Raw genomic sequence first — 26,932 nt, 5'->3', positions numbered from 1 at the left:
GCCGGCAACATGGTGGCCAAGCAGCTGCAATACCTGGCTGGCGCCGACAGCGCCGGCATCGTGCTCGGCGCGCGCGTGCCCATCGTGCTCACGAGCCGGGCCGACTCGGTACGCACGCGGCTGGCGTCCACGGCGGTGCTCAAGTTGCTGGCCGAGGCCAACCAGGCCGCCGCCAAGGGTTGACGCTCCGCGAGCGATCACGATCATCTTCATTCATCACGAAGCGCGAACATGTCCCAAGCCCTGGCGGTGATCAATACCGGCTCATCGAGCATCAAGTTTTCAGTCTTCAAGGCGAGCGATTTCGCGCTGCTGGTGCACGGCCAGATCGAGAACGTGCACACTCGACCGCACTTCGTGGTGCAGGGGCCCGACGGCGCCACGCTGCGAGAGCATGTGTGGGACGACGACGCGCATCGCGGGCACGATGCCGCCGTGGCCTACCTGCTCGATCACCTGCCGGCATATCTGTCGGGCCACGAGCTGATCGGGTTCGGGCACCGCATCGTGCACGGCGGCACCCGTTTCGCGGAGCCTGCGTTGCTGGACGAGGCGGTGTTGACCGAGCTGGCTGCGTTCGTGCCGCTGGCTCCCTTGCATCAGCCGCACAACCTGGCGCCCGCGCGCGCCTTGCTTCAGCAGGCCCCCGATCTGCCGCAGGTGGGGTGCTTCGACACGGCCTTCCACACCACCAACCCCGACGTCGCCCAGACCTTCGCGTTGCCCTGGGAGCTGCACGAGGCGGGCGTGCGCCGCTACGGCTTCCATGGGTTGTCTTACGAGTTCATTGCCACGCAACTGCCCTTGGTTGATGGCTGGGCAGCGCAGGGCCGCACCGTGGTGCTGCACCTGGGCAATGGCGCCAGCATGTGTGCCATGCACGGCAGCCGCAGCGTCGCCAGCAGCATGGGCTTCACCGCGCTCGACGGTCTGCCCATGGGCACGCGCTGCGGCAACATCGACCCCGGCGTGCTGTTGTGGCTGATGGACCAGCGCGGCATGGGCCCGCGCGAGATCGAGAAGCTGCTCTACAGCCAATCGGGCCTGCAAGGGCTGTCGGGCGTGTCGGCCGACATGCGTACCTTGCTCGCCAGCGGCGAGCCGCGCGCCAAGCTGGCCGTCGACTTGTTCGTCTACCGCATCGGCCGCGAGCTGGGCTCGCTGGTGGCCGCGCTCGGCGGCATCGACGCCATCGTGTTCACGGCCGGCATCGGCGAGCACGCCGCGCCGATTCGCGAGCGCGTCTGCCGCCAGGCCGAGTGGCTCGGGCTGGAGCTCGACGCCGCCGCCAACGCGGCCCACGCACAGCGCATCAGCGCGCCGGGCAGCAAGGTGTCGGCCTGGGTGATCCCGACCAACGAAGAGCTGATGATCGCCCGCCACACGCGCGATCTGCTGCCCGCCGGGCGACCCGCCCCGTGCCACGCGGGCGATTGACCAACGCGACCGACAAGGGCTTTCGGGCTGCCCGACAATTGAGCCTCTTGTTGTCAAGGTTGCCATCGCCATCATGCAAGCCGTCAAGATGTACACCACGCAGGTGTGTCCCTATTGCCTGCGCGCCAAAGCCCTGCTGAAGCAAAAAGGGGTCGAATCCATCGAAGAGATTCGCGTCGATCTCGACCCGGCGCAGCGCGAATACATGATGACGCTCACGGGGCGCCGCACCGTGCCGCAGATCTTCATCGGCGACACCCACGTGGGCGGCTTCGACGACCTGCATGCGCTCGACCAGCGCGGCGGGCTTGCACCGTTGCTCGCCGGCGCGGCCTGAGGCTTTCCCGGCCCCGTATCCGGGCGCCGGGCCCGTCACGGATCCCTCACAGCCCTGGGCCATAATCGCGCGGCTTTGCCCCACGCCAGTTGGCCCGGGGTTGTTTTAACGAGGGACAAACCACCATGGCCGACGATCAAGTCAACCAACCCGTATTCCAGATCCAGCGCATCTACGTCAAGGACCTGTCGCTGGAGCAACCCAACGCGCCGCAGATCCTGCTCGAGCAAGCTCAACCCCAGGTCGACGTGAACCTGAACCTGTCGGCCGCCCCGTTCGCCGACGGTCTGTACGAAGTGGCCGTCACCGCCACCGTCACCGCCAAGGTCAACGACAAGACCCTGTTCCTGGTCGAGGCCAAGCAAGCCGGCATCTTCGAGATCCGCAACATCCCCGAAGAGCAACTGCAGCCGATCATCGCCATCGCCTGCCCGCAGATCGTCTACCCGTATCTGCGCGCCGTGGTGTCGGACATCATCACCCGCGCGGGCTTCCCGCCGGTGCACCTGAATGAAGTCAACTTCCAGGCCATGTACGAAGCGCAACGCGCTCAACAAGAAGGCCACGCCTAAGCGTTGACTGGCATGAAGATCACGGTGTTGGGCGCAGGCGCCTGGGGCACGGCCCTGGCCGCCAGCGCGGCGCGGCCCGCACAAGGGCGCGACAACGCCGTGCTGCTGTGGGCCCGTGACCCGCAGCAGGCTGACACCATCGCCCGCACCCGCCGCAACTCGCGTTACCTGCGTGACGTCGAGCTGCCGGCGGCGTTGGGCGTCACGGCTGATTTTTCTGCCGCGCTCGAACATGGCCGCAACGGCCTGTACGTGGTCGGCACGCCCATGGCCGCCTTGGGCGAGATGCTCCAAGCCTTGCCCGATGACGCCGCCGTGCTGTGGCTGTGCAAGGGCTTTCAGGCCGGCACTGGCTGGCTGGGCCACGAGGTGGCGCGCGCCGTGAAGCCGCAGGCTCGCGTCGGCGTGCTGTCCGGCCCCAGTTTTGCCGACGAGGTGCTGCAAGGCCTGCCCACCGCCCTGGTATCGGCCAGCGTCGATGCCTCGGTGCGCCAGTTGGGCGTCGATGCCTTCCACTCCGAAACCATGCGCGTCTACACCTCGGCCGACCCCGTCGGCGTCGAGGTGGGGGGCGCCGTCAAGAACGTGCTGGCCATCGCCACGGGCATTGCCGATGGCATGGGCCTGGGGCTCAACGCCCGCGCCGCGCTGATCACGCGTGGCTTGGCCGAGATGACGCGCCTGGGCGTGGCGCTGGGCGCGCAGGCCGAAACCTTCATGGGCCTGTCGGGCCTGGGCGACCTGGTGCTCACGGCCACCGGCGATCTCTCGCGCAACCGCAAGGTGGGCCTGCAGCTCGCCAAGGGGCTGACGCTGCAGCAGATCCTGGCCGAGCTGGGGCATGTGTCCGAAGGCGTCTACAGCGCCGCCACGGTGCTGGCGCGCGCCCGCTCGCTGAACATCGAGATGCCCATCACCGCCGCGGTGGTCGCGGTGATCGAGGGGCAGCTCTCGCCCGCGCAAGGCCTGTTGCAGCTGATGCGCCGCGAGGCCCGCGCCGAAGGCTGACGGGCTCCCGCAGGCCTGCGCCCGAGGGTCACGCGCCGCCCGCGTAGCCGTTCTGCCGCCAGGCCTCGAACACCACCACCGCCACGGCGTTGGACAAGTTCAGGCTGCGCTGCTCGGGCCGCATCGGCAGGCGCACGCGCTGCTCGGCGGCGAATTGCTCGCGCAGCTCGGGTGCCAGGCCGCGCGATTCGGCGCCGAACACCAGCCAGTCGCCCGGCTGCCAGGCCACGTCGGCAAAGGGGCGGCTGCCCTTGGTGGTGAGGGCGAACATGCGGGCGGGGTCGGGGTGCTGGTTGGCCAAGAAGGCATCCCAGCTGGCGTGGCGGTGCACGGCGGCGTACTCGTGGTAGTCGAGCCCGGCGCGGCGCAGCAGCTTGTCGTCCATCGAAAAGCCCAGCGGCTCGATCAGGTGCAGCTCGCAGCCGGTGTTGGCCGCCAGCCGGATCACGTTGCCGGTGTTGGGCGGGATTTCGGGTTCGACGAGAACGATACGGAACATCGCAGTACAGGGGGAGGAAGGCAGCAGCGCGGCGTGGCAGTGTATCGGGCGCAGGGTGCTCCCCGCGCTCGAATGTCTTCTGCTGGCCGGCGCCTTAGGCTAAGCTGCCGGCCACCTCCACACCACCTTTGTCAGCCCACCGGACATGAGCCAGACCAGTTTTCCTGAAAACGACGCCTTGCCTGTGGGCACCCGCCTGGGCGAGTTCGAGATCGAGCGCGTGGTCGGCATCGGCGGCTTCGGCATCGTCTACCTCGCCATGGATCACGCCCTGCAGCGGCGCGTGGCCCTGAAGGAATACATGCCCTCGGCGCTGGCGGCGCGCGGCAGCGGCACCGAGCAGGTGTCGATCCGCTCGCAGTCGCACGCCGAAACCTTCGGCATCGGGCTGCGCTCGTTCGTCAACGAGGCCCGCCTGCTGGCCAAGTTCGACAACCCCTCGCTGGTGAAGGTGCACCGCTTCTGGGAGGCCAATGGCACCGCCTACATGGTCATGCCCTACTACCAGGGGGTGACGCTGAAAGACGCCCGCCCGGCTCTCGGCGGCGCGCCCAGCGAGGCATGGCTGCGCACGATGCTCGACTCGATCCTCGGCGCGCTCGACGTGATCCACCACGAGCAGATCTTCCACCGCGACGTCTCGCCGCCCAACATCATGCTGGTCGGCTCGCCGGCCTGGGCCAACCCGCGCGAGCTCAAGCCGGTGCTGCTCGACTTCGGCGCGGCCCGCCACGTGATCGGCGACCGCACGCAAACGCTCACCGCCATCCTCAACCCCAGCTTCGCGCCCATCGAGCAATACGCCGAATCGACCGCGCTGCGCCAGGGGCCCTGGACGGATCTCTACGCCCTGGCCGGGGTGCTCTATTTCTGCCTGACGGGGCGCCCGCCGGTGCAGGCCGCCGCGCGCACCATCCACGACGAGCTGCGCCCGCTGGGCGCGCAGCAGGCTACGCTGCGCTCGGCCGAAGGGCAGCCCTACGAGCTCGACTTTCTGCGCGCCATCGACTGGTGTCTGAGCGTCAAGCCCAACCAGCGGCCCGAGAACGTGGCCGCCCTGCGCGAGGTGCTCGAAGGCCGGCGCGCGGTGCCTGATCACGTGCTGGCCAACGAGGCGCAAAGCGGCGCGGCGCCGGCGCCTGCGGCCATGGGCCACACCGCTTTTCCGCCGACGCAGCCGGCGCCAAGCGCCTACGCCCGTACCGAGGCCGACATGCCGACCCGCGTGATGCCGCCGACCCAGCCGCCGACCCAGCCGCCCGCGCCGGCTCCCGCGGCGTCGGCCACGGTGCCGCCTGCGGCAGCGGTGCCCACACCGGCGCCGGCGGCACCCGTTGCGCCGACCGCTCCGGCTGCAGCGCCCGCCAAGCCGGCTGCGGCACCCGCTGTTGGGGCGGCTCCGGCGTCGACCGGCGGGGGGCGTGGCATCGGTATCGGCGTGGCGGCCGTGGCCGTCGCGGCGGTGCTGGGTGTCGGGGCCTGGAAGTTCATGGGCGGCCATGGCAGCGTCGCTGAGCCGGGGGCCCCCGCAGCGTCGGTGGCGGAGTCCGCTTCTGCCGTGGCCGTGCCGGCTGCTTCGGCGGTGGAGCCGGTCGTTGCGGTGTCGGCCGCGAATCCAGTCGGTGCGCAGGCGTCGGCGCCGGCTGCCACGGCTGGGGTCACCCCGCCGGCCACCACGCCGGCCGTGCCGGCGCAGCCGCCGCAGCAGGCGCCTCAGCCGGTGGCCGGGCGCAAGCCGGGGGCGCCAGGGCCGGGTTACGAGCTTCGACGCGGCGCCGAAGCGGCCCGCCCGCACGCAGCCGAGGTACCCGCCGAGCCCATTGCTCAACCGCCGGCCGCGCAGCCCGCGCAGCACGCGGCGCCGGCCACGCCTGCCACGCCGTCTGCCGAGGGTAAAGGCCCCGAGGCATGCAGCAAGCGCGTGCTGTTCTCGTACGACCTGTGCATGACCCGCGAGTGCAAGAAGCCCGAATACATCAACCTGCCGCAGTGCGCCCGCTTCAAAGACAAGCCGGTTGACCCGACGAGCGTCAACTGATCGTTTTTCATCGACCAAGCAAGGGAGTTTCCATGACCATCCGTTCCGCTGTTTCGACCCTCGTTTTCGCCGCCACGATCGCTGGCCTGACCGCGCCGGCGCACGCCGCCAAGTCGTGCGACGAGCTCAAGTCCGAGATCGGCACCAAGCTCGATGGCAAGCAGGTGAAAGGCTATGTGCTCGACGTGGTGGCAGCCGATGCCACTGACGACCGCAAGGTGGTCGGCGCCTGCGCGGGCGGCAGCAAGAAGGTCGTCTACGCCAAGGGCGGCAAATCGGCCAAGGCCGCGCCGGCTGCGGCGGCCAGTGCTGCAGCGCACTGAAGAGGCTGCGAGCGGGGCCGGCGTTGCCCGGCCTCCACAACCGGGGGTAAGCCCCCAATGAAACCTGCCAAGTAGTGCTCAACCTTGAAGACTGACGGCCCGCCATCAACCCGGCGGCTTGCCTAAACTCAAGGTGCCTCGCTGATCCAGGCGAGGGCGCTGCTTGGCTCGCGTCTGACGGCCACAAGCCGGACGTTGCGGGCATCTGCTGTAGAGGGCCCGCACATGAACGCTCCGCTGCCCGAATCGATCCTGCAAGCTCTGGCGTCGCTGTCGCTCGACGACAAATACGCGCTCGAGCATGGCCGTGCCTTCATGAGCGGCATCCAGGCGCTGGTGCGCTTGCCCATGCTGCAACAGGCGCGCGACGCCGCGGCCGGGCTCAACACGGCCGGCTTCATCAGCGGTTACCGCGGCTCGCCGCTCGGCGGCTACGACCAGGCGCTCTGGCAAGCCAAAGAACACCTCGCGGCGCATCACGTCGTCTTCCAGCCCGGCGTGAACGAAGAGCTCGGCGCCACCGCCGTGTGGGGCACGCAGCAGCTCGATCTCTACCCCGACAAGAACAAGTTCGACGGCGTCTTCGGCCTCTGGTACGGCAAGGGCCCCGGCGTGGACCGCTGCTCGGACGTCTTCAAGCACGCCAACATGGCCGGCACGGCCAAGCATGGCGGCGTGGTGGCCGTGGCGGGCGACGACCACGTGGCCAAGAGCTCGTCGGTGGCGCACCAGAGCGACCACATCTTCAAGGCCTGCGGACTGCCGGTGTTCTTTCCGGCTAACGTGCAAGAGATTCTGGACTTCGGCCTGCACGCCTTTGCGCTGAGCCGCTTCTCGGGGCTGTGGGCGGGGCTCAAGGCGATTCAGGAGGTGGTGGAGTCGGCCAGCAGCGTGCTGGTGGACCCTGACCGCGTCCGCATCCTCCTGCCCGAAGACTTCGCGATGCCGCCGGGCGGCCTGCACATCCGCTGGCCCGACTCGCCGCTCGAACAAGAAGCCCGGCTGATGGACTTCAAGTGGTACGCCGCGCTGGCCTACATCCGCGCCAACCGGCTCAACCGCACCGTCATCGACTCGGCCCAGGCGCGGCTGGGCCTGATCGCCAGCGGCAAGGCCTACAACGACACGCGCCAGGCGCTGCACGACCTGGGGCTCGACGACCTGACCTGCGCGCGCATCGGCATCCGCCTGCACAAGGTGGGCGTGGTCTGGCCGCTGGAGGCCAACATCACGCGCGAGTTCGCCACCGGCCTGCAAGAGATTCTGGTGATCGAAGAAAAGCGCCAGATGATCGAATACCAGCTCAAGGAAGAGCTCTACAACTGGCGCGAAGACGTGCGGCCCAACGTGCTGGGCAAGTTCACCGAGGCCGATGGCGACCGCAGCGGTGGCGAGTGGAGCCAGCCCAACCCGGCTGGCAACTGGCTGCTGCGCGCCAAGGCCGACCTGACGCCGGCCATCATCGCCAAGGTGATCGCCCAGCGGCTCGACAAGCTCGGCCTGCTGGCGCAGCTGGGCAGCGACTTGCGCCGCCACATCCAGCACCGGCTCGACGTGATCGAGGCCAAGGAGCAATCTCAGCAGACGCTCAAGCTGGCCACGTCCGACGAGCGCGCGCCCTGGTTCTGCAGCGGCTGCCCGCACAACACGTCCACCAAGGTGCCCGAAGGCTCGCGCGCCCAGGCCGGCATCGGCTGCCACTACATGGTGGTCTGGATGGACCGCTCCACCAGCACCTTCACGCAGATGGGCGGCGAGGGCGTGCCGTGGGTGGGGCAGGCGCCGTTCACCACCGAGCCGCACGTGTTCGCCAACCTGGGCGACGGCACCTACTTCCACTCGGGCATCTTGGCCGTGCGCCAGAGCATCGCCGCCAAGGTGAACATCACCTACAAGATCCTGTTCAACGACGCCGTGGCCATGACCGGCGGCCAGCCGGTGGACGGCACCTTGCGCGTGCCCGAGCTCACGCGCGAGCTGGAGGCCGAGGGCGTGCGCCGCATCGCGATCGTCACCGACGACCCCGACAAATACCGCGTGCCGCTCAACCTCGCGCCGGGCGTGACCATCCACCACCGCGACGCGCTCGACGCCGTGCAGCGCGAGATGCGCGACGAGTCGGGCTGCACCGTCATCATCTACGACCAGACCTGCGCCACTGAAAAGCGCCGCCGCATCAAGCGCGGCAAGCTGCCGGCGCAGACGCAGCGCGTGGTGATCAACGAAGCCGTGTGCGAAGGCTGCGGCGACTGCTCGGTGCAGTCCAACTGCCTGAGCGTGGAGCCGGTCGAGACCGAGTTCGGCCGCAAGCGCCAGATCAACCAGCACACCTGCAACCAGGACTTCTCGTGCGTCAAGGGCTTCTGCCCGAGCTTCGTCACGGTGGACCACGCCCGCTTGCGCAAGCCCGCGCCGCCGGCCGATGCCCCGGCGCGGCCCGACCCGTTCGCCCTGCCGCCGCTGCCCGAGCCCGAATCGACGATCGCGCACCACGCCTACGGCATCGTGGTGGCGGGCATCGGCGGCACGGGCGTCATCACCATCGGCCAACTGCTGGGCATGGCGGCGCACATCGAAGGCAAGGGCATCGTCACGCAGGACTCGGCTGGCCTGGCGCAAAAGGGCGGGGCCACCTGGAGCCACATCCAGATCGCCGACAACCCCGAGGCCATCCACACCACGCGCGTGGCCACCGCCGAGGCCGACCTGGTGATCGGCTGCGACCCCATCGTCGCGGCCCAGTCCGCCACCCTGACGGTGATGGACCGCGACCGCACCCGCGTGGCACTCAACACCCATGCCACGCCCACCGCCGCCTTCGTGCGCGACGGCAACTGGCAGTTCCCTGGCGCGCGCTGCGACGAGGTGATCGACGCCGCCGCGCAGCCCGGCCAGGTGTGCCGGCTCGACGCCAACCAGCTCGCCACGCAACTGCTGGGCGACAGCCTCTACGCCAACCCGCTGATGCTGGGCTTTGCCTGGCAAAAGGGCTGGGTGCCGCTGAACCGGCAGGCGCTGCTGCGTGCCATCGAGCTCAATGGTGTGCAAGTGGCCAACAATCTGGCCGCCTTCGAGTGGGGGCGCCGCGCCGCGCACGATCTGGCAGCCGTGATGCGGCTGGCAGCACCGCCCCAAGTGGTGCAGTTCATCAAGCCCGCTGCGCGCACGTCCGAGGACTTGTCCGAGCTGATCCAGCGCCGCGTTGCCTACCTCACGGCCTATCAGAACGCCGACTACGCGCGGCAATACCTGGGCTACGTCGAGCGGGTGCGCGAGGCCGAGCAGCACTTTGGCTCGACCCGGCTCGCCGCCGCCGTGGCGCAGAACCTGTTCAAGCTGATGGCCTACAAGGACGAGTACGAAGTGGCGCGTCTGCTCACCGACCCGGCCTTCGAGCGCGAGTTGGCCGAGCAGTTCGAGGCCGTGCCGGGACAGCACTTGCGCGTGAGCTACAACCTCGCGCCGCCGGCCTGGGCCGCGCTGTTTGGCGGCGCCTTGACCAAGCGACGCTTCGGGCCGTGGCTGCGACCGGGCCTGAAGCTGCTGGCGCGACTGAAGTTCTTGCGCGGCACGCACTTCGACCCGTTCGGCCGCACGCGCGAGCGGCGCACCGAGCGTTCATTGGCGCGCGAGTACCGCGCCAGCATCAACGTGCTGCTGCGGGGGCTGAACGCGGGCAACCTGCCTCAGGCCATCGAGATTGCGCGCATCCCCGAGGGCATCCGCGGCTACGGCCCGGTGAAGGAGCGCAACCTGCAGGCCGTCTGCGAGAAGTGGGCGCTGCTGATGAAGGACTGGGCCGAGCGCGAGCTCGTGGCCATGAGCAGCTGAATTCGGCCGGCGATCTAGCGCGGGCGCAGCCGCATCATCTGTTGGCTGGCGATGTCGGCGGCGATGCGCGCCACGCCCTCGGCGTCTTGCGTCGGGTCGTCGAACAGCAATTCGAGCGCGGCATACACGCACTCGATCACCACGCGCGTGGTGAGCCGCACCTGCGCTGAGTCGGCGTCGGGGTAGGCGGCCATGAAGGCGTCGTGCACGAGGGTGGTCACGTGGTCGTGCGAGCTGGCGCGCACGTGGTGCAGGGCCGGCACGGCGCGCAGCGCGCGGGTGATCCAGTCGCCAGCAGCTTGCGTTTGCGTGAGCTCGTGCGTGGCGGCGAACAGCGCCAGCAGGCTTTCGGCGTAACGCTTGGGCGGCAGCTTCATGTTCTGTGGCGTGGCCCAGGCTTGCAGCAAGGCGTTTTGCTGATCCATCAGCCGCGTGCCCAGCTCGTGCAGGATGGCGTATTTGTTGGGGAAGTATTGATACAGCGCCGGCGGCGAGATGCCCACGCGCTGGCACACCAGGTTGGTCGACAGCCGCTCGATGCCCACCTCTTGCAGCAAGGCCGCCGTCGCACCGAGGATGGCCTCGTACGTGTCGCGGGCGCGTTGCTGCGTGGGCCGCTTCTTGACCTCGAACGACGGCGTGCTGAACGGATCGAGCTGGGGCATGGCGGGGCGGTTCAAGCCGAGGCCGGGAACACCGGCCACGTGCCGGTGATGCGCCCCTGGTCGTAGACGAGCAGGTCGCCGAACTGCAGCAGCACGGCTTCGCTTTGTCGGGGGCGGAAGAACACGAAGTCGTCCGGCTTCAAGGGCACCGAGGGCGGGGCCACCAGCACCTGCTGGTTGCTCGAATGGCCATAGAGGCCGCTCTCGGCCACGCCGGCGGGCGAGGCCGCGTCGGCCAGCCAGTGTCCGCCGTGGATGCACAACGCCTGGCTCTGGTTGACGTCCCACCAGCGCGCGGCGCGGCTGATCCATTCCACCCCCACGGGCAGGCGAAACGCGGGCAGGCGCTTCAAGACCGGGGTGGCAATGAAGGCGGCGGGCAGCAGGTCGTCGGTCTCGGGCTGCGCGAAGTCGCTCGGCTTGACGGCCGCCGAGCCCACTGACACCTCGTTGGGCACGTGCTGGTCGTCGTGGCGCCGATAGGTGTGCGAGCCGCCGGTGTTGAGCGTGACGCGATCGCGGCGGGCCACCTCGGGGGCCAGCACGCGTTGGGCGGCGGCCCAGGCGCGCTCGTAGCGGGCATGCACCTCGCGCCAGGCTTCGTCGCGCGAGCCGGCGAGGTCGGGGATGGCGGCCACGTGGGCTTCGTAGCCCATATAGCCCGACCACTGCAGCAGCGGCTCGGCCTTCACCGCGTTCAGCATCTGTTCCAGCTCGGCCGGGTCTTCGACGCCGCCACGGTGCAGTCCCACGTCGATCTCGAAATTGACGCGCAAGGGCGTGCCGAACCCTCGGGCCAGCTCGCGGTATTGCGCCAGCCGCTGCGGGGAGTCGACCAGCCATTGCGTCTGGCGCGCCGCCGTGGCGCCGGCCGGGCCGCGCAGCACGCCTTGCGCGGCGGCGGCGGTGAGGGGCTTGCCGAGCAGCAGCTCGGCTTGCGGGCGCGCCAGGGCGATCGACACCAGTTGCGGCGCGTTGAACACCATCGCGCGCTGGGTGCTCCAGGCCTCTAGCGCGGCATCGACCAGCTTGAGGCTGGGCAGCGATTTGACGACCACGCGCAGCGGCAGCTTGGCATGGGTGTTGTGGCGGATGCGCTCGAGGTTGGCGCGCCAGCGGGCCGCGTCGATCACGATGGCGGGCGAGCCGATGCGGGCTTCTTGCAAGGCGCGTTGCAGGCCGGCGAAGTAGGCGTCGTGCGCGCCGCCGCGATCGCTCGGGCGCAGCCAGGCGGCGGCGCCCACGGTGGCCGCGCCGGCGATCAGGGCGGCGCGTCGAGTGGCTTTAGCCATGGGCGGTGTCTCCAAAGAGTTGGCTCAGGTGGGCGTTGAGCAGGCGGCCTTGCGGGTCGAGCTGGCGGCGCAGGGCCTGAAAGTCTTTCCAGCGCGGGTAGACGGCAGCCAGCTCGGCGGCCTGGTAGCGATGCAGCTTGCCCCAGTGCGGGCGGGCGCCGTGGCGGCGGTAGATCGGGCCCAGATCAGTCAGCAGGTAGTCGTGCGGCTCGCCAAAGGCCGCGTGGGCGGCAATGGAGCACGAGTCGCGCCCGTGGAAGGGGCTGAGCCAGGCGTCGTCGCCCTTGACGTAGCGAAACTCGATCGGGAAGTACGCCTCGTGGTGTCGTTCGATGGCGGCCACCACGTCTTTCAGGCAAGCCACGCCGGCTTCGCGCGGCACGTGGCCTTCGGTTTCGTTGAAGCGAATGGGCCGCGTGGTGGCCAGCAGCTTCCACGACCAATCAACGGTGTCTTCGTGCAGCTTGGGGTCGTCGGGGTCGATCAGGCGTTGCGCCAGCCAATGCCGAACGCGCGGCCAGTTCTTCAGCTTGTCGCGCAGCTTGGCGAGGTCGCGCAGCGTGTCGTCGTCATGCGTGGCGGCGCGCTCGGTTTGCGCGGGCAGGTCGGTTTCGTCGTGCGTGATGCCGGCGCTGTAGCCGGTGAAGGGCAGCACGAACATCTCGAACTGCCGGTGCTGCGCGGCCAGCGCGGGGGCGCGGTCGATGAGGGACTCGGTTTTCTCGACCCACACCTTGCGGCGCAGGCGGTAGCGGGGTCGCACCTTGAGGTCGTATTCGGTGATCACGCCCAGGCTGCCGAGCGACACCTTGGCCGCTGCCAGCAGCTCGGGGCGCTCGGTGGTGCTGCACGACAGCACTTGCCCGCTCGGCGAAACGAGCCGCAGCCCGCTCACGTGGGCGTGCAGCGCGGGCAACTGGGCGCCGGTGCCGTGCGTGCCGGTGGACAGCGCGCCGGCCAGGCTTTGCATGTCGATGTCGGGCAGGTTGTGCTGCGCCAGGCCCAGCGCGTCGAGCTCGCGCGACAGCATCATCAAGCGCGTGCCGGCGCGCACGGTCACGGTTTGCGCGGTGGCGTCGTGTCGCACGATGCCGTTGAGGCGATGCAGCGACAGCAGCGTGCCGTTGGTGGGCACCAGCCCGGTGAACGAGTGGCCCGCGCCTGTACAGCGCAACGGGCCGGATGTGTGGCGCAAGGAATCGGCCAGCTCGGCCTCGTCGGCGGGCGTCAGCCACGCGGCGGGCGTGCAGCGCTCGGTTTCGGACCAGTTGCTCCAGCTCTGCCGAACGGCTGGAGGGCGGGCCGGTGGCGTGGGTTGAGCGGCCGACACGGGCACAGGCAAGGGGCGCGCCAGTGGTGCAACGAGTGCCGCCGCAGTGCCGGCGAGCAGGTGACGACGCGAGGTCATGGGTGAGACTCCGGTGGAGAGGCGCGCTTGCACGGGGCGGTCGCCAGAAAGAGCAGCGGGGTGCCGAATCAATAATATAGCGATGACTATTTTTATGACTCAGGGATGCCCCGGGGGGCTGGGGCGTATGCACGGACGAGGTGGCTGGCGGTGTGTCCAGTCGCTTGAGTCGACGCGAGAAGCGTCGATATACCGCGTTACACGGGAGGCGCTGGTGGTTGCATGATGGCGACCTCATTCAGCGGCACGATTTCGTCAACGATCAGTTCAAACGGCAGGCATGGCAATTCAGGTGGTTCGATACGACGCGACGCCCGCGCCGATGTGGGGCGTGGTGTTCGGCAAGAAGGTGGCGCCGCTGGCCGGCTTCTACCCCACCACGCGAGACTTCATCGAGCGCGGGGCGCGCGAGGCGCGGTCGGTGCTCTACGAGGAGGCCTCGGTCGAGTTGAGCTCGTTGAGTCTGTTGTCGCCCATCACCGCCAATCAGCAGTTCATCTGCCAGGGACTCAACTACGCGAGCCATGTGCGCGAGGCGGGGCTGGATCCTCAAGCCTTGCCGTTCAACACCCTGTTCACCAAGGCCAGTTCGTGCCTGACCGGGCCTGATTGCGACGTGATGCGCCCGCCGCACGTGAAATTGCTCGACTACGAAGTGGAGCTGGGCCTGGTGATGGGGCGGGCGGTCACTAGCCCGGCTCGCGTCGGCCCCCGGCAACTGCACGAGTATCTGGCTGCGGTGACCATCGTCAACGACATCTCGGCGCGCGACGTGCAATTGCCCCAGGGGCAGTTTTACAAGGGCAAGAGCTACCGCTCGTTCGGCCCCTGCGGCCCCTATCTGGTGTTGCTCGACGAAGCCGAGTGGCTGCGCTGGCCCGAGCTTCACCTGGAGCTGGCGGTGAACGACGTGGTGCGTCAGAACGCCTACTGCCGCGACATGATCTACCCGCCCCACGAAACGCTCACCGAGCTGTCGGCGCTGCAAGACCTGCAGGCGGGCGACCTCATCGCCACCGGCACCCCGGCCGGCTGCGCGGTGCAGGCCCCGGGCAAGCTCGCGGCGTGGCTGGCGCGCTGGTTGCTGACCGATCGCGCCAAGTGGCAAATGTTCGTGCGATCCGGCGCGCGGAATGCGCGTTACCTGAAAAACAATGACGTCATCCACGCCACCATCCGCACCGATGACGGGCTCATCGACCTGGGGCTTCAGCACAACCGAGTAGTTGCCGGGAGGTGATGTCGGGTCACAATGCGGGTCATGAATGATCCGCGAGCTGTTTTAAACGCGTCATCCGTCCGCAACCGCCGGGTTTCAAACGGCGATATGCAAACACGCGATCTGCTGGTCCAGGCAGCCCTGAAGCTGTTTGCCCGCCACGGGCTGGACGGCGTGTCGCTGCGGCAGATCTCCGCCGAGGCCCACCAGCACAACCAGTCGGTGGTGCATTACTACTTTCAGAGCAAGAAGGGCCTCGTCGAGGCCGTGCTCGATTACGTGGCTTCGCAACTGCGGCCCATGCAGGCCATGGTGGACGAAAACCTGCTCGCCATGGAACGCGAGCGCCAGCCCACGGTGCGAGAAATCGTGTCCGCGACGCTCAAGCCGGTGGTGGCCTGGCACATGATGTCGCCGATCGGCAGGCGCTCGATCCGGTTTCTGTCGCGCCTGACCTGGCAGGTCGATCAGGACGAGTTCGATCTGCTCGTGGAGCGCTGTCTGCCGTCCTACGACCTGATGGTCAGCCAATTGATCAAGGCCTTGCCCGAGGTGCCGCGCGATGTGGTCGCCGCCAAGGTGCTGTTCTCGATGATCAACCTCATTCACGGTCTGGCTTCCACCCGCGTGGCCATCGGTTCGCGTTCCTTGAGCACGAACGGCGTGAACACCCTCGATCAAGAAGCGCTGCTCGAGCACTTCATCGACTACATGGCTGGCGGCATCTCTTTCGCGCGTCCGGCCTGATCGCCCCCCCGTGTATACGACTCGCCCCCGCGCACCTGGGGTAGGGCGGGTTTGCCCGCGTCTTGCTTGTTTAATGCGTTTGAATAATGCACTTGTTCAAATTGTTGAGCAGCGAGCCGTTCGGGCCTGTCGTCGCGTTTGCCGGCGCGCGCATCGAACCCCGTCCCGTCCAGTTTTGAGGAGACCTCTCATGATCCGTTCGTTGATGTGCTTGCCGGCGCGCGCGGTGGCGTTGGCCGCTGGCGTCTTGGTGACCTGTTCGGCTTCGGCTGCGCCGGTGGTCGGCCCGGCCGGCACGGCCTTCTACAACGCGCTGTCGCCCACCGGCAGCCATGGCGACTTGCTGTCGTATCGCGCCACCACGGTCAACCTGGGCGCGGGCGCGCCGGTGGTGAACGCCTGGAACGTGATGTACCAGTCGAGCGACTCGCTCGGCGCGGCCAACGCGGTCACCGGCACGGTGCTGGTGCCCGCCGCCGCCTGGACGGGTTCGGGCTCGCGCCCGGTCGTGCTCTACGCGGTCGGCACGCACGGGCTGGCGCAAGGCTGCGCGCCGTCGATGCAATTGGCCGCCGGCACCGACTATGAAAACGCCAACATCGCGGCGGCGCTCAAGGCTGGCTACGCCGTGCTGGTCACCGACTACGCCGGCTACACCAACGGCAGCACGCCCACGTATCTGGCCGGCGCGTCGCAAGGTCACGCGCTGCTCGACATCTTCAAGGCCGCCACGCAGATCCCGGCCGTGGGCCTGAGCGCCAGCACCAAGGTCGCGATCTGGGGTTTCTCGCAAGGCGGGCAGACGGCGGCCTGGGCGGGCGAGCAGAAATCCGGCTACGCCAACAGCATCAACCTGGTGGGTGTGGCGGCGGGCGGCATCCCGGCCGATTTCAAGACGACCGCGGCCTACCTCGACGGCAGCGCGGGGGCCTCGTTCCTGTTGGGCGGCGTGATCGGCTTGTCGCAGGAGTATCCGAACGACATCCCCATCAGTCAGCTGGCCAGCCCGAGCGGCCAGGTCGCCATCGCCAAGGGCAAGTCCGAATGCGTGTTCGAGGCGCTGTTTGAATTCCAGAACCACAAGCTGTCGGAATACACCGTTGGCAACCAGACGCTGAGCCAGCTCGAAGCGATCCCGTCGGTGTCGAAGACGCTGGACGCGCAAAACCTCGGCAACGGTAAGATCCCGGTGCCGCTCTATCAGTACCACGGTCAGGCCGACGAATTCATTCCGCTCGACCAGACCATCGCCCTGAAGAAGAACTACTGCGGCAAGTTCGCCAACGTCACCTTCGCCGTCTACCCCGGCGAACACATCATGACGCAGTTCCAGGCCGCGCCCTATGTGCTGTCGTGGCTGGGCGACCGATTCGCCGGCAAGTTCACGCTGGGCAACTGCGTCGAGCTGGCCGCGCAGCCCAAGTCCACCGCCAACCCGGGTGGGGGCGACTTCGTGGTGTCGCTGAGCAATTGGAACCTCAGCGGCAGCGTCACCGTGAAGAACCTCGGCCAGACCATCACGCTGCCATCGGGCGCCACTTTCTCGGGAGACACCAACCTCACCAAGAACAGCCTCAACGGCGGCTTGGTGATCCCTGACTTCCAGTCGCACATCACCATCGCCGGCTTGCTGCCGCTCGATGTGAAGCTCACCATCAAGCAGGTGTCGCCCGCCACCGGCACGGCGTCGCTCGACAAGGCCGGCCAGCTGCATGTGCACGGCAAGGCGCAGGTCAACATCTCGATCGTGTCGGTGGGCGAGTCGATCCTGCAACTCCCCACGGGCTGCACCACCTCGGCGCCAGTCGACATGCCGCTCGATTTCGACGGCCCGGTGTCCGCCCTGGGTGGCGGCAATCTGGTCTTCAGCGGCACCACCACCTTCCCGAGCCTGTCGGGTTGCGGCGCCATCTACGGCCCGCTGCTGAGCGCCTTCTTCTCGGGCGCGGGGCAGAAGTACACGTTCAACGTGACGCCGCCGGCGCCGTTCAACTGGTGATGAGCGCCTGACGCCGGGCCGCCGCGCGATCCTCGGCGCCGCGCCTGGGCGTCTTCCTTGCCCCGACTTTTGCTGACCGCGAGAGTCGGGGTCTTTTGCTTTCAGCGGTTCGATGAGGTGAGGCGATGGAGTTGTCGACCAAATGGGCGTGGGGCGGCGCAGCCGTGGCGGCACTCGGTGGTGCCGCGTGGCTCGGCGGTCAGGTTTACCAGCCCGAAGCGGGCGTGAAACTGGCAGACAACCGTCCGGCGCTCAGCCTGATGAGTGCCGGGCAAAACCTGGCGGGTGCCGCACCGGCCGAGGGCGCCGCAGCGGTGGTCGGCGCAGCAGGCACGTCGCTGCGCTCGGCCGATCAGGTGCGCGACGCGCTCATGGCCACGCCGGCCTTCAAGGGCTCGCAGCCCGACGGCGATTGCCGCGTCAACGCAGTCGGCCACCTGCAGCCCGACATCGAAATGCGCCGTCGTTTCGACTACTACCTGCGCGAGCAAACCGAGGTCACCGCCGCCGAGATCCGCAGCCTCGTCGCCGCCGATGCCTGCGCGGGCCGCAGCCCCGAAGCCGTCAGCCAGATGCTCGACCTGTGGGATCGCTACGCCCGCCTGCGCAGCTACGCCTATCAATACCCCGCCAGCCCGCGCAACCCGCTCACCTGGCTGCCCGCGCTCAACGAGCACCAGGCGGTGCGACGGCAGATCCTGGGCCCGGCGTGGGCCGAGGCCTTCTATGGGGAAGAGGAGGCGCTGTTCAAGAAGCTGGTGGGCGCCATCGTCGGCCAGACCACGCCCTGAGGCCGGCTGGCGCGGCACTCTTTTGGCCAAGAAAAAAGCACCGGGCTTGGAGGCCGGGTGCCTGATCTGTATGGCGCGCCCGGCTGGGATCGAACCAGCAACCCCTGCCTTCGGAGGGCAGTACTCTATCCATTGAGCTACGGGCGCCGCGCGTCTGGGCGGCATTCTATCAGCGCCCTGACAGCCGACGTTCGTCGCGGCTTCGTTGGGCGGGCCGGGTTTTATAATCACCGGCTTTCGGCTGTCTTTGGCCGACATCAAGTTTTTTGCACTTTCATGGCGTCGTTCGACGCGATCAACGCATTCAAGAGGACTTCAATGAGCAACGCTCAACACTCCCATGCAGACTCCCACGAGGGCGCCACCAAGACGTCGACGTCGCTGATCGGCGCGGTGTTGCTGCTGGTGCCGATCCTGATTCTGGGGATCGGCTGGCTTGTGCAACACGCGTCGTCCGACAAGAAGTCCGGTGCCGGCAGCGATATGCAGGGCGCTGAAGCCACGGCGCTGCGCATCCAGCCGATCGGCATGGTGTCGATCAAGGCGGCGGGCGGCGGAGCCACGGCTCAGACCGGCGAGGAGGTTTTCAAGGCTCGTTGTGGTGGCTGCCACGCGGCTGGCGCCCTGGGGTCGCCCAAGTTCGGCGATGCCGGTGCCTGGGGCCCGCGCATCTCGCAAGGCTTCGAGGCCCTGCTGAACTCGGCCCTCAAGGGCAAGAACAACATGCCCGCGCAAGGCGGCGGCGACCTGAGCGATTTTGAAATCGCTCGCGGCGTGGTCTACATGGCCAACGCGGGTGGCGCCAAGTTCGCCGAGCCCAAGGCGCCGGCTGGCGCGGCTTCGGGCCCGGAGGGCGCAGCATCGAAGTGATGCCTCCAGAGCATTGCGCTCAACCAGAAGCCGACCCGACGAGGTCGGCTTTTTTTCGGCTGATGCGCCGCTGGCTCAGGGAGCGGGGTGCAGCAAATAGCCAAAGCGCCCAGGCAGGCTGGCGAAGCTGACGTCGGTGGGTTGCCAGATGCCGTCCAGCACGGCATCGGCGGCCACGTCCATGTCGAGCGAGCGGACGATGCCGAGCCCGGCGTCGGTGTCGAGGAACAGGCGACCCTGCTCGTCGACCAGAGCGGCGCGCACTTGGGTCGTTTGCCCGACGTGCGTGGTGACCGCGTAGCCGCCAGCGCTGTTGCGCTCGACACCCAACACCAGCGGCGCGGCTTCGAGTTCGACGTAGACCCGCTGCGGACCGTTCTGGAAGAACCAGGCGCCGCGCTCGTCGTGCTCGTAGTTGCGGTGGATGAATTCCTTGAGCTTGGCGTGGTCGATGCGGCTGCCCTTGACCTGCGGGAAGGGTCCGGCGGCCTGGATGCGGTCGTCGCGCATGTACCAGTCGCCACGCGCGTCGAGAGCCAGCCAGCCGTAGCAGTCGGGTACGTTGGGCCACTTTTGCAGCGCGGCCTTGACGATGTCGTCCATAGCGAATTGCCTCAGCAGTGTTGCTGCAGCCAGGGCCCCACGGCCTGCGGCAGCGTCAGAACGTGACCTGGCCAGCGTCCGGCGGCGAAGCCCACGTGCCCACCGTGGGCGGGCTGCCAGAGCGTCACCATCTTGCCGACCTCGCGCAGCGTGGGCAAGCTGCGTGCCGGCACGAAGGGGTCGTTGGCGGCGTTGAGCACCAGTGCGGGTACCCTGATGCGGGCCAGATGCGGTTTGGCCGACGCTCGCGCCCAATAGTCGTCCGTATCGCGAAACCCGTGCAGCGGCGCGGTGAACACGTTGTCGTACTCGTGTAGGTTGCGCGCGGCCAGCAGCGCCTGCCGGTCGAACAGCCCGGGGTGCAGTTGCAGGCGGGCCAGCGCGCGAGGTTTCATGGAGCGCAGGAACATGCGCGTGTAGACCGCGCGATTGAAGCCCCGGCCCAGGGCGTGGCCGGCGGCAGCCAGGTCGAGCGGCGAGCTGATCGCCACCACGCCGCGCACCACGCCGGCAGCCTCGTCACCCGATTCTTCAGCCCAGCGCAGCAGGGCGTTGCCGCCGAGCGAGATGCCCACGGCCACCAGGGGGGCGGCGTGGCGGGCGCGAAACTGCTGCAGCATCCAGCCGACTTCTTCGTAATCGCCCGAGTGGTAGGCGCGCGGGGCGCGGTTGATCTCGCCGGAGCAGCCGCGAAAGTGCGGCACGGCGTAGCGCCAGCCTTGCGCGCGGGCCCAGTCGGCAAAGGCCAGTGCGTAGTGGCTTTGCGACGAGCCTTCGAGGCCGTGGAACAGCACGAGCAAGGGGCGGGGGGCGGTGGATTGATCGGCGCAGGACGGGGCAGGCTCAAGCCAATCGACATCGATGAAGTCGTGATCCGGCGTGCTCCAGCGCTCTCTCTGGTAGTGGATTGGGCTGCCGTGGTGGGCTCGGCTGAACAGCGCGGGCCAGATGGTCTGGAGGTTGCCGCCGACTGCGCCGGAGCCGGCGAGCCAGGCGGGAGCGCGGTACGCGTGCATGCCGGTCACCGCAGCTCAGTGCAGCATCATCGACGAGTCGGTGAAGTCGGGCGGCGAGTCTTCTTCGCCGCTCGGGCTGGCGTGGTGCACCGTCATGCGCCAGCCCAGCGGGGTACGCGCGTAAACATTGGTGGCGACCACGTAAGCGGTCTGCGGGCCGGAGCGTGTCACGCCGCGCAGGCGTTCGATCACGTGGTGGATGGCGAAGCCGTGGCTCACGTAGCGCCGCACCGCTTCGGGCTGGACGTCAACGCTGCCGTGGGCGAAAACAGCCTCGAAGCTGGCGCGCACGGCTTGCGGGCCGAGCACCCGGGGGCCACCGGGGTGGATGCATGCGATCTCGTCGTCGTCGGCCCAAACGGCCATGAGCTTGTCGATGTCGCCTTGCTGCAAAGCCTCGTAGAACTCGGCTTCGACCTCGTCGGGCGAATCATGCGGAGCGGGGGGCGGGGCTTTGCGGACGACCATGGCTACTTGAATACCACGGTTTTGTGACCGTTCATCAGCACGCGATGTTCCACGTGCCATTTCACGGCACGAGCCAGCACCACGCACTCGACATCGCGCCCCACGGCGGTGAAGTCTTCGGGGTCGAGGCTGTGATCGACGCGGGCCACGTCCTGCTCAAGGATCGGGCCTTCGTCGAGGTCGGCCGTCACGTAGTGGGCGGTGGCGCCGATCAGCTTCACGCCACGGTCATGCGCCTGGTAGTAGGGCTTGGCGCCCTTGAAGCTGGGCAGGAAGCTGTGGTGGATGTTGATGGCCCGGCCGCGCAGGAACTGGCAGAACTCGGGCGACAGGATCTGCATGTAGCGCGCCAGCACGACCAGGTCGATACCCAGCTCGCTGACAAGCTTCTCCACCTGCAGCTCTTGCTCGCGCTTGGCTTCGAAGCTCGAACCCGTGGGCAGCGGCAGGTGGTGGAAGGCCAGCCCGTAGCTTTGTGCCAGCTCGGCAAAGTCGGGGTGGTTCGACACGATGGCCGGAATGTCGACCCCGAGCTGCCCGCTGCGCCAGCGAAACAGCAGGTCGTTGAGGCAGTGACCATGCTTGCTGACCATGATCAGCACACGCGGCTTGCGGGCCAGCGCATGCAGCTGCAGGCTCATGCCGAACTGGTCGCGCACGTGCGAGAACAGCCTGTCGAGCGTGCCGGCGTCGGCCAGATGCTCGGGGGCCTCGAAGTGCACGCGCATGAAAAACAGCCCGGTGCCGTCGCTGCTTTGCACGTCGCCGAACTGTTGCGAGTCCAGGATGTTGCAGCCAGCCTGGTAGAGCAGGCCCGACACGCCGTGCACGATGCCCTTGGCATCGCGGCACGACAGGGTGAGGATGAACTCGCGCGCCGCCTTCGTCATGGGTTTCATGCCACCCGGTCAGTGGCCGTGAACGTGTTCGCCGGCCTTGAGCTTGTAGGTGGTGCCGCAATACGGGCACTTGCCTTCGCCGGAGTGGGCCACGTCGATGTAGACGCGCGGGTGGTTGCTCCACAGCGGCATCTTCGGGTTGGGGCAGAACACCACGCCGTGGCCTTGCAGGTCGGCGGCGCCCACTTCAACGGCGGACTGTTTGGTGGTCGAGGGGTTACTCATCGCAAATCCTTGGTCAGCTGCACACTCAACACAAATCGGGTCGTCGCTCAGACGGCGGTCAACCACTCGGCGTACTTCGGGTTGCGGCCGTTCACGATGTCGAAGAAAGCGGTCTGGATCTTCTCGGTGACGGGGCCGCGCGAACCGATGCCGATCTGGATGCGGTCGAGCTCGCGGATCGGCGTGACTTCAGCGGCGGTGCCGGTGAAGAAGGCTTCGTCGGCGATGTAGATCTCGTCGCGGGTGATGCGCTTTTCCTTGATCTCGAGGCCGAGGTCTTTGCAGATCGCGAAGATCGTGTTGCGGGTGATGCCGTTCAAGGCGCCGGCCGACAGGTCGGGCGTGTAGATCACGCCGTTCTTGACGACGAAGATGTTCTCGCCCGCGCCTTCGGAGACGAAACCGGCGCTGTCGAGCAGCAGGGCTTCGTCGTAGCCGTCTTCGGTGGCTTCGAGGTTGGCCAGGATCGAGTTGGTGTAGTTGCTCACCGCCTTGGCCTGCGTCATCGTGATGTTGACGTGGTGGCGGGTGTAGCTGCTGGTCTTGACGCGGATGCCGCGCTTCATGCCGTCTTCACCCAGGTAGGCGCCCCAGGTCCAGGCGGCGACCATGACGTGCACCTTGGCGCCCTTGGGGCTCACGCCCAACTTCTCGGAGCCCAGCCAGACCAGCGGGCGGATGTAGCCGCTCTCGAGGTTGTTGGCCTTGACCACTTCGCGCTGCGCCTGCTCGATCTGCTCGAGCGTGAACGGCAAGTTCATGCGCAGGATCTTGGCGCTGTTGAACAGGCGCTCGGTGTGCTCGCGCAGGCGGAAGATCGCCGTGCCGTTGACGGTCTTGTAGGCGCGCACGCCTTCAAAGGCGCCGCAGCCGTAGTGGAGGGTGTGAGTCAGGACGTGGATCTTGGCGTCGCGCCAGTCCACCAGTTGCCCGTCCATCCAGATCTTGCCGTCACGATCGTCCATCGACATGAGAGTGCTCCACCCATTGGGATTGCTGCGAAACCATTCATTTTACGAGGCTTGGCGGGTGGCCTTGCCGCGAGATTGGTCAACACGTTGCAAGCAGCGGTTGAGCGCGCGCAGCAGCGTGTCCGGCTCCAGTGGCTTGTGCAGCAGCAACAGGCCGCTGGCGGTGGCCTCGCGCAGGCGCTCGGGGGCTGTGTCGCCGGTGATCAGGACGGCGGGCAAGGGGCGCCCGAGGCGTTCGCTGATTTGCTCGATGGCGCGCGGGCCGGTCACGCCGCCGGGCAGCCGGAAGTCCACCAGCAGCGCGTCCACGCGCGGCAGCCCGGGGTGGCGCAGGGCCTGGTGCAGACTCTCGGCAGTGAGCACGCTCAGCCCCTGGCTGCCGACCAGCGCGGCCGTGGCGCCGAGCACGTCGGGGTCGTCGTCGATCAGCATCAGCACGTAATCCGCCAGCTCCAGCTGCGGCGGCATGGTCGGCATGTCGAAGGTCGATGGTTCCGAGCGCGCGGAGCGCAGGCGGCGCGGCATGCCGGACGATGGCGCCGAATGGGTTGACGCAGACCGCGCTGGCCACTCGCCTGCGCTGTGCGTCGGCGCGGCTGGGCTGGGAATATGCAAGCGGAACACCGAGCCGCGACCGACCCTCGACCGCACCGTGACACGTTGGCCCTGACTCCCGGCCAGTCGGCGCACGATGGCCAAGCCGAGGCCGAGGCCTTGCTCGCGCTTGCGCTCGCTGTTGCCGAGCTGCACGAACTCTTCAAAGATGGTTTCGAGCGCGGACTCGGGGATGCCGGTGCCGGTGTCCCAGACCTCGATGCATGTTTCGCCGATCTCGCCTGCTTGACGCACGCGTGCCGCGATCAGCACCCCGCCGCGGCTCGTGTAGCGCAGCGCGTTGCCGATGAAGTTGCCGAGCACGCGCTTGAGGGCCACGGCATCGCTGATCACCACCCGTTGCGTGGGGTGGAAGCGCAGTTGCAGGCCGCGGCGCTGCGCTTCGGGCCCGAACTCGCTGCGCAGCTGCTCGAAAAAGGCCTGTAGATTGAGCGGCTCGGGGCGGATCTCGACGACGCCCGCGTCAAGCCGCGAGATGTCGAGCAGGGCAGCCAGCAGGTGGCTCAGACCATGTAGCGCCTGGCGGCTTTGCCCCACCACTTGCTGGATCTGCGCCAGATCGGGCTTGACGTGGCGCACCAGGGTGTCGAGCACGCGCAGCAGCAGGCCCAGCGCGTGCACCGGCTGGCGCAGGTCGTGGCTGGCGGCCGCCAGAAAACCGGTCTTGGCGCGGTCGGCGGCCTGGGCGCGGGTCTTTTGCACGCGCAGGTCGGCGATCAGATCGAGGTTGATGCAGCGCAGCCGGATGGAGTCGAGCAGGATCAGGTGAATGCGGTAGCTGGTGGCCGACATCACGACAAGAAACAGCAGCACGATCCAGCTCAGCGAACGGTAGAACGGGGCACTTTCGAGCGACAGCCGCAGCAGCACCAGCGTCCAGATCGGCACGAGCAGCCCCAGCGCGGCGCGCTTGAGCGAGGCCGCTCCCACCGAGGCCACGGCCGAGATGCCGGCCAGCAGCATGATGAGCAGCAGGCGGTAGAGCTCGTCGCCGGGCCAGATGAACAGCACCAGCGAGCCCCAGGCGGCGCCGGTCAGCGCGGTGTTGACGCCTTGCAGGCGAGCCCAGAAGCGCGCGCGTGCCTGCGGCGGTGCGTTGCGGCGATAGGCGAGCACGCTGACGATCGTCAGCAGCTGAGCCGCAAGCATGGCGCCCAGCCATTGCACAATCGCCACCATGGCGGCTTGGCCGCTCATGATGCCGGCGATGACGAGCGTCGTCACGATCGACGACGGAATGGTCGTCAGCCGCTGGTTGTGCAGTTCGCGCACCTGCTCGGCGAAAATCCGCTGCGCGTTGGCGCTATCCTGAGCACGACCCGCCGGATGAGAGCCGGAACTCATGACCCCCCTGAGTCGCTGTGGCAACAGGCCGCGGCGAGTGAATGAAAAACGATTGCCACCATTGCAAGTTTCATGACGAATGAAGTGCCCCATCCTATTCGGGTCTTGATCGCCGACGACCATGCGCTGGTGTGCATTGCGTTGCGCCTGACGCTCGAACTCGAAGGGCGGTACGTCATTGTCGGCGAGGCTCGCGACGGCGACGAGGCACTGGCTCTGGCGGCAGCGTCGCGCCCCCAGGTCGTGGTGCTCGACCCCGGCATGCCGGGCCTGTCGCATGAGCGCGTCATTCGCGACATCAAGGCGGGTTGGCCCGATGTGAAGGTGGTGGTGCTCACCGCCAATCTCGACCCCGAGGCCACCCGGCGCAGCCTTGCCGCCGGGGCCGACGCCTACGTGGTCAAGGCGGACGAGCCCGTCGAATTGCTGCACGCGCTGAGCGTGGTGCTGGAAGGCGGTTGCCACATCAGCGCCTCGTTGGCCAGTGCGCTGCACATGCCCGACCAGGCCTTGCCGGCCGCGCCCGACCCGCAAGACGACGGCAGCACGCCCGCTGGCGGGGCGGCCCCCGACCTCGGCCCGCGCCTGACCGTGCGCGAGCTGGAGGTGCTCAAGCTGGTGGGCGCGGGGCACAGCAACACCCAGGTGTCGGTGCTGCTGGGCATTTCGGTGGGCACGGTGCGCAAGCACCGCGAGAACCTGATGCGCAAGCTGGGCCTGCACAACGTGGCGCAGCTCACCGCCTACGGCATCAAGGCTGGCTTGCTGGTGTCCTGACCCGACCGCGGCGCCTCAGGGCGCCAGGCCCTCGCGGGCCGTGGCGTAGCGCAAGCGCAGTCGCAACTCGCGCTTGAGTCGCTGGTTGAGCAGCCGGCGCGATTCGCTCATGAACGACAACTGCATCGGCGACAGCCGTTGCGCCGCCTCGGCGCGCGATACCCGCTCGGGCCGTGGCAGCCCGCACAGATCGGCCGCCAGGTCGAAGTAATCGCCCATCTTCATGTCGGTGTCGTCGCAGGCATGGACGACGCGCTGGCTGCGTCCGCGAAACAGCGCCGCGATGCAGGCCCGCGCCAGGTCGTCGGCGTGGATGTGGTTGGTGTAGACGTCGTCGTCGGCCGCCAGGACCGGGGAGCGTTTGAGCAGGCGCTCGCGCGGGTGGCCGCCGGGGCGGTCCGCGGCGTAGATGCCGGGAATGCGCAGGATGCTGGTGCGCCAACCGAAGGCCCGCCCGGCCCAGCGCACGCGCTGCTCGGCGTCGACCCGGCGGTGGGCCCGGGCGTTGCGTGGGGCGGTGGGCCGGGTTTCGTCGAAACACGCGCCGGCCGTGTCGCCGTAGACCCCGGTGGTGCTGCCGTAGACCAGCCGGCGCAGCGCCTTGCTCAGGCCCAGCGCGGCCAGCAGGTGGCGGGTGCGGGTGTCGATGCCGCCGTCGCCCGGGGGCGGTGCCAGATGCAGGGCCCACGGGGCCAGCGCGGCCAGCCGGGCCAACGAGGCGGGAGCGTCCAGATTGCCCACCAGCGGCGTGATGCCCGCGGCGCGCAGCTCGTCGCAGCGCCCGGCTTGCGACGTCAGCCCCCGCAGGCGAAAGCGGCCTTGCAGGGCGCGGGCCACGCGCAGCCCGACATCGCCGCAGCCCACGATCAACAGGCGAGGGCGGCGGAAGGCGGCGGGGCGAGACGGGCTGGGGTAGAGCATGGCGAAGTCGGAAACGGTTGGCGCGGGCGGCAGACGGCACAATGATGGCCCACGAGA

25 protein-coding genes, 1 tRNA gene and 1 pseudogene are annotated in these 26,932 nt (G+C 68.2%); 14 read left to right on the top strand and 13 right to left on the bottom strand.

Translation table 11 applies throughout. The features are described from left to right. From ACE3SS_RS10200 to ACE3SS_RS10180, 5 genes and pseudogenes are all read left to right on the top strand, one after another. Positions 1–183, top strand: a pseudogene (locus ACE3SS_RS10200) (hypothetical protein); the annotation flags it as partial. Between the two features lie 48 nt (positions 184–231). Next, positions 232–1,437, top strand: coding sequence for an acetate/propionate family kinase (locus ACE3SS_RS10195; protein WP_374593532.1), 1,206 nt, complete (start codon positions 232–234; stop codon positions 1,435–1,437). A gap of 73 nt (positions 1,438–1,510) precedes the next feature. Next, positions 1,511–1,774, top strand: a complete 264-nt coding sequence (gene grxC, locus ACE3SS_RS10190) for a glutaredoxin 3 (RefSeq protein ID WP_374593530.1) — start codon at positions 1,511–1,513, stop codon at positions 1,772–1,774. A 125-nt stretch (positions 1,775–1,899) separates the two neighbouring features. Continuing rightward, positions 1,900–2,346 carry a protein-export chaperone SecB gene (gene secB, locus ACE3SS_RS10185; RefSeq protein ID WP_374593528.1) on the top strand — a complete coding sequence of 149 codons (447 nt, stop codon included), beginning with the start codon at positions 1,900–1,902 and terminating at the stop codon, positions 2,344–2,346. Positions 2,347–2,358: 12 nt separating this feature from the next. Further along, positions 2,359–3,354 (top strand): NAD(P)H-dependent glycerol-3-phosphate dehydrogenase, encoded by a 996-nt coding sequence (locus ACE3SS_RS10180; protein ID WP_374593526.1) that lies wholly within the window; start codon positions 2,359–2,361, stop codon positions 3,352–3,354. A gap of 28 nt (positions 3,355–3,382) precedes the next feature. Here ACE3SS_RS10180 and trmL read toward each other — a convergent pair whose 3' ends face one another. After that, positions 3,383–3,853 (bottom strand): tRNA (uridine(34)/cytosine(34)/5-carboxymethylaminomethyluridine(34)-2'-O)-methyltransferase TrmL, encoded by a 471-nt coding sequence (trmL, locus tag ACE3SS_RS10175; RefSeq protein WP_374593524.1) that lies wholly within the window; start codon positions 3,851–3,853, stop codon positions 3,383–3,385. A gap of 145 nt (positions 3,854–3,998) precedes the next feature. On the opposite strand from trmL, the gene ACE3SS_RS10170 reads away from it, so the two are divergent. The 3 genes from ACE3SS_RS10170 to ACE3SS_RS10160 all read left to right on the top strand — a co-directional run bounded on the left by ACE3SS_RS10170 (position 3,999) and on the right by ACE3SS_RS10160 (position 10,045). Further along, entirely contained in the window at positions 3,999–5,891 is a 1,893-nt protein-coding gene (locus ACE3SS_RS10170; RefSeq protein ID WP_374593522.1) for a serine/threonine protein kinase, read from the top strand. A gap of 32 nt (positions 5,892–5,923) precedes the next feature. Further along, a complete protein-coding gene (locus tag ACE3SS_RS10165) occupies positions 5,924–6,214 on the top strand; it encodes a DUF1161 domain-containing protein (protein ID WP_374593520.1) in 291 nt (96 codons plus the stop codon). Between the two features lie 225 nt (positions 6,215–6,439). After that, positions 6,440–10,045, top strand: coding sequence for an indolepyruvate ferredoxin oxidoreductase family protein (locus ACE3SS_RS10160; RefSeq protein ID WP_374593518.1), 3,606 nt, complete (start codon positions 6,440–6,442; stop codon positions 10,043–10,045). Positions 10,046–10,059: 14 nt separating this feature from the next. On the opposite strand, the gene ACE3SS_RS10155 is transcribed toward ACE3SS_RS10160, so the two are convergent. From ACE3SS_RS10155 to ACE3SS_RS10145, 3 genes are read right to left on the bottom strand one after another with little or no spacing between them, the layout of a single operon-like run. Further along, a complete protein-coding gene (locus ACE3SS_RS10155) occupies positions 10,060–10,710 on the bottom strand; it encodes a TetR/AcrR family transcriptional regulator (RefSeq protein ID WP_374593516.1) in 651 nt (216 codons plus the stop codon). Positions 10,711–10,721: 11 nt separating this feature from the next. Beyond that, the gene (locus tag ACE3SS_RS10150; protein WP_374593514.1) at positions 10,722–12,002 is read right to left on the bottom strand and encodes an alanine racemase; all 1,281 of its coding nucleotides are present in this window, start codon (positions 12,000–12,002) and stop codon (positions 10,722–10,724) included. Continuing rightward, positions 11,995–13,410: a D-arabinono-1,4-lactone oxidase gene (locus ACE3SS_RS10145; RefSeq protein WP_374593512.1), complete on the bottom strand. Its 1,416-nt coding sequence runs from the start codon at positions 13,408–13,410 to the stop codon at positions 11,995–11,997. Before ACE3SS_RS10145 ends, ACE3SS_RS10150 begins: the two co-directional genes overlap by 8 nt. Before the next feature lie 280 nt (positions 13,411–13,690). On the opposite strand from ACE3SS_RS10145, the gene ACE3SS_RS10140 reads away from it, so the two are divergent. The 4 genes from ACE3SS_RS10140 to ACE3SS_RS10125 all read left to right on the top strand — a co-directional run bounded on the left by ACE3SS_RS10140 (position 13,691) and on the right by ACE3SS_RS10125 (position 18,166). Next, positions 13,691–14,650, top strand: a complete 960-nt coding sequence (locus ACE3SS_RS10140) for a fumarylacetoacetate hydrolase family protein (protein WP_374593510.1) — start codon at positions 13,691–13,693, stop codon at positions 14,648–14,650. Positions 14,651–14,737: 87 nt separating this feature from the next. After that, a complete protein-coding gene (locus ACE3SS_RS10135; protein ID WP_374593508.1) occupies positions 14,738–15,376 on the top strand; it encodes a TetR/AcrR family transcriptional regulator in 639 nt (212 codons plus the stop codon). 190 nt (positions 15,377–15,566) lie between these two features. Beyond that, on the top strand, positions 15,567–17,375 hold the full coding sequence (locus ACE3SS_RS10130) for a lipase family protein (RefSeq protein WP_374593506.1): 1,809 nt from the start codon (positions 15,567–15,569) through the stop codon (positions 17,373–17,375). A gap of 125 nt (positions 17,376–17,500) precedes the next feature. Then, positions 17,501–18,166, top strand: coding sequence for a hypothetical protein (locus ACE3SS_RS10125; protein ID WP_374593504.1), 666 nt, complete (start codon positions 17,501–17,503; stop codon positions 18,164–18,166). 71 nt (positions 18,167–18,237) lie between these two features. Here ACE3SS_RS10125 and ACE3SS_RS10120 read toward each other — a convergent pair. Beyond that, positions 18,238–18,313, bottom strand: a tRNA-Arg gene (locus ACE3SS_RS10120). A gap of 171 nt (positions 18,314–18,484) precedes the next feature. On the opposite strand from ACE3SS_RS10120, the gene ACE3SS_RS10115 reads away from it, so the two are divergent. Then, positions 18,485–19,036, top strand: coding sequence for a cytochrome c5 family protein (locus ACE3SS_RS10115; RefSeq protein ID WP_374593502.1), 552 nt, complete (start codon positions 18,485–18,487; stop codon positions 19,034–19,036). Between the two features lie 75 nt (positions 19,037–19,111). Here the strand turns inward: ACE3SS_RS10115 and ACE3SS_RS10110 are convergent, their stop codons facing one another. Genes ACE3SS_RS10110 through ACE3SS_RS10080 form a run of 7 tightly spaced genes read right to left on the bottom strand, consistent with a single transcriptional unit; the run spans position 19,112 to position 25,177 of the window. Continuing rightward, on the bottom strand, positions 19,112–19,639 hold the full coding sequence (locus tag ACE3SS_RS10110; protein WP_374593500.1) for a DUF2946 family protein: 528 nt from the start codon (positions 19,637–19,639) through the stop codon (positions 19,112–19,114). Positions 19,640–19,650: 11 nt separating this feature from the next. Next, complete coding sequence (locus ACE3SS_RS10105) at positions 19,651–20,655, bottom strand: YheT family hydrolase (protein ID WP_374593498.1); 1,005 nt, start codon at positions 20,653–20,655, stop codon at positions 19,651–19,653. 15 nt (positions 20,656–20,670) lie between these two features. Further along, positions 20,671–21,123 (bottom strand): nuclear transport factor 2 family protein, encoded by a 453-nt coding sequence (locus tag ACE3SS_RS10100; RefSeq protein ID WP_374593496.1) that lies wholly within the window; start codon positions 21,121–21,123, stop codon positions 20,671–20,673. 2 nt (positions 21,124–21,125) lie between these two features. After that, the gene (purU, locus tag ACE3SS_RS10095) at positions 21,126–22,013 is read right to left on the bottom strand and encodes a formyltetrahydrofolate deformylase (protein WP_374593534.1); all 888 of its coding nucleotides are present in this window, start codon (positions 22,011–22,013) and stop codon (positions 21,126–21,128) included. An 18-nt stretch (positions 22,014–22,031) separates the two neighbouring features. Beyond that, the gene (locus ACE3SS_RS10090; protein ID WP_374593494.1) at positions 22,032–22,247 is read right to left on the bottom strand and encodes a zinc-finger domain-containing protein; all 216 of its coding nucleotides are present in this window, start codon (positions 22,245–22,247) and stop codon (positions 22,032–22,034) included. 47 nt (positions 22,248–22,294) lie between these two features. Further along, the gene (locus tag ACE3SS_RS10085) at positions 22,295–23,218 is read right to left on the bottom strand and encodes a branched-chain amino acid transaminase (protein WP_374593492.1); all 924 of its coding nucleotides are present in this window, start codon (positions 23,216–23,218) and stop codon (positions 22,295–22,297) included. 42 nt (positions 23,219–23,260) lie between these two features. Beyond that, positions 23,261–25,177, bottom strand: a complete 1,917-nt coding sequence (locus ACE3SS_RS10080) for an ATP-binding protein (RefSeq protein ID WP_374593490.1) — start codon at positions 25,175–25,177, stop codon at positions 23,261–23,263. A gap of 72 nt (positions 25,178–25,249) precedes the next feature. On the opposite strand from ACE3SS_RS10080, the gene ACE3SS_RS10075 reads away from it, so the two are divergent. Continuing rightward, positions 25,250–25,954 (top strand): response regulator, encoded by a 705-nt coding sequence (locus ACE3SS_RS10075; protein ID WP_374593488.1) that lies wholly within the window; start codon positions 25,250–25,252, stop codon positions 25,952–25,954. Positions 25,955–25,969: 15 nt separating this feature from the next. Here ACE3SS_RS10075 and ACE3SS_RS10070 read toward each other — a convergent pair whose 3' ends face one another. Next, positions 25,970–26,875 carry an NAD-dependent epimerase/dehydratase family protein gene (locus ACE3SS_RS10070; RefSeq protein WP_374593486.1) on the bottom strand — a complete coding sequence of 302 codons (906 nt, stop codon included), beginning with the start codon at positions 26,873–26,875 and terminating at the stop codon, positions 25,970–25,972. Positions 26,876–26,932: the final 57 nt, after the last annotated feature.

Source organism: Aquabacterium sp., from assembly GCF_041915145.1.
In the GTDB taxonomy this organism is placed as follows: Bacteria; Pseudomonadota; Gammaproteobacteria; order Burkholderiales; family Burkholderiaceae_C; genus Aquabacterium.
This window is presented reverse-complemented; position numbering and strand designations above follow the sequence as displayed.

Excerpts from the sequence above, each read along its gene's own strand:
- ACE3SS_RS10110 (WP_374593500.1), bottom strand. The coding sequence starts at position 19,639 with ATGGACGACATCGTCAAGGCCGCGCTGCAAAAGTGGCCCAACGTACCC.
- ACE3SS_RS10105 (WP_374593498.1), bottom strand. The coding sequence starts at position 20,655 with ATGCACGCGTACCGCGCTCCCGCCTGGCTCGCCGGCTCCGGCGCAGTC.
- ACE3SS_RS10125 (WP_374593504.1), top strand. The coding sequence starts at position 17,501 with ATGGAGTTGTCGACCAAATGGGCGTGGGGCGGCGCAGCCGTGGCGGCA.
- ACE3SS_RS10145 (WP_374593512.1), bottom strand. The coding sequence starts at position 13,410 with ATGACCTCGCGTCGTCACCTGCTCGCCGGCACTGCGGCGGCACTCGTT.
- ACE3SS_RS10150 (WP_374593514.1), bottom strand. The coding sequence starts at position 12,002 with ATGGCTAAAGCCACTCGACGCGCCGCCCTGATCGCCGGCGCGGCCACC.
- ACE3SS_RS10130 (WP_374593506.1), top strand. The coding sequence starts at position 15,567 with ATGATCCGTTCGTTGATGTGCTTGCCGGCGCGCGCGGTGGCGTTGGCC.
- ACE3SS_RS10115 (WP_374593502.1), top strand. The coding sequence starts at position 18,485 with ATGAGCAACGCTCAACACTCCCATGCAGACTCCCACGAGGGCGCCACC.
- ACE3SS_RS10195 (WP_374593532.1), top strand. The coding sequence starts at position 232 with ATGTCCCAAGCCCTGGCGGTGATCAATACCGGCTCATCGAGCATCAAG.
- ACE3SS_RS10085 (WP_374593492.1), bottom strand. The coding sequence starts at position 23,218 with ATGTCGATGGACGATCGTGACGGCAAGATCTGGATGGACGGGCAACTG.
- ACE3SS_RS10135 (WP_374593508.1), top strand. The coding sequence starts at position 14,738 with ATGCAAACACGCGATCTGCTGGTCCAGGCAGCCCTGAAGCTGTTTGCC.
- trmL (WP_374593524.1), bottom strand. The coding sequence starts at position 3,853 with ATGTTCCGTATCGTTCTCGTCGAACCCGAAATCCCGCCCAACACCGGC.
- grxC (WP_374593530.1), top strand. The coding sequence starts at position 1,511 with ATGCAAGCCGTCAAGATGTACACCACGCAGGTGTGTCCCTATTGCCTG.
- purU (WP_374593534.1), bottom strand. The coding sequence starts at position 22,013 with ATGACGAAGGCGGCGCGCGAGTTCATCCTCACCCTGTCGTGCCGCGAT.
- ACE3SS_RS10170 (WP_374593522.1), top strand. The coding sequence starts at position 3,999 with ATGAGCCAGACCAGTTTTCCTGAAAACGACGCCTTGCCTGTGGGCACC.
- ACE3SS_RS10100 (WP_374593496.1), bottom strand. The coding sequence starts at position 21,123 with ATGGTCGTCCGCAAAGCCCCGCCCCCCGCTCCGCATGATTCGCCCGAC.
- ACE3SS_RS10155 (WP_374593516.1), bottom strand. The coding sequence starts at position 10,710 with ATGCCCCAGCTCGATCCGTTCAGCACGCCGTCGTTCGAGGTCAAGAAG.
- secB (WP_374593528.1), top strand. The coding sequence starts at position 1,900 with ATGGCCGACGATCAAGTCAACCAACCCGTATTCCAGATCCAGCGCATC.
- ACE3SS_RS10090 (WP_374593494.1), bottom strand. The coding sequence starts at position 22,247 with ATGAGTAACCCCTCGACCACCAAACAGTCCGCCGTTGAAGTGGGCGCC.
- ACE3SS_RS10160 (WP_374593518.1), top strand. The coding sequence starts at position 6,440 with ATGAACGCTCCGCTGCCCGAATCGATCCTGCAAGCTCTGGCGTCGCTG.
- ACE3SS_RS10165 (WP_374593520.1), top strand. The coding sequence starts at position 5,924 with ATGACCATCCGTTCCGCTGTTTCGACCCTCGTTTTCGCCGCCACGATC.
- ACE3SS_RS10180 (WP_374593526.1), top strand. The coding sequence starts at position 2,359 with ATGAAGATCACGGTGTTGGGCGCAGGCGCCTGGGGCACGGCCCTGGCC.
- ACE3SS_RS10075 (WP_374593488.1), top strand. The coding sequence starts at position 25,250 with ATGACGAATGAAGTGCCCCATCCTATTCGGGTCTTGATCGCCGACGAC.
- ACE3SS_RS10140 (WP_374593510.1), top strand. The coding sequence starts at position 13,691 with ATGGCAATTCAGGTGGTTCGATACGACGCGACGCCCGCGCCGATGTGG.
- ACE3SS_RS10080 (WP_374593490.1), bottom strand. The coding sequence starts at position 25,177 with ATGAGTTCCGGCTCTCATCCGGCGGGTCGTGCTCAGGATAGCGCCAAC.
- ACE3SS_RS10070 (WP_374593486.1), bottom strand. The coding sequence starts at position 26,875 with ATGCTCTACCCCAGCCCGTCTCGCCCCGCCGCCTTCCGCCGCCCTCGC.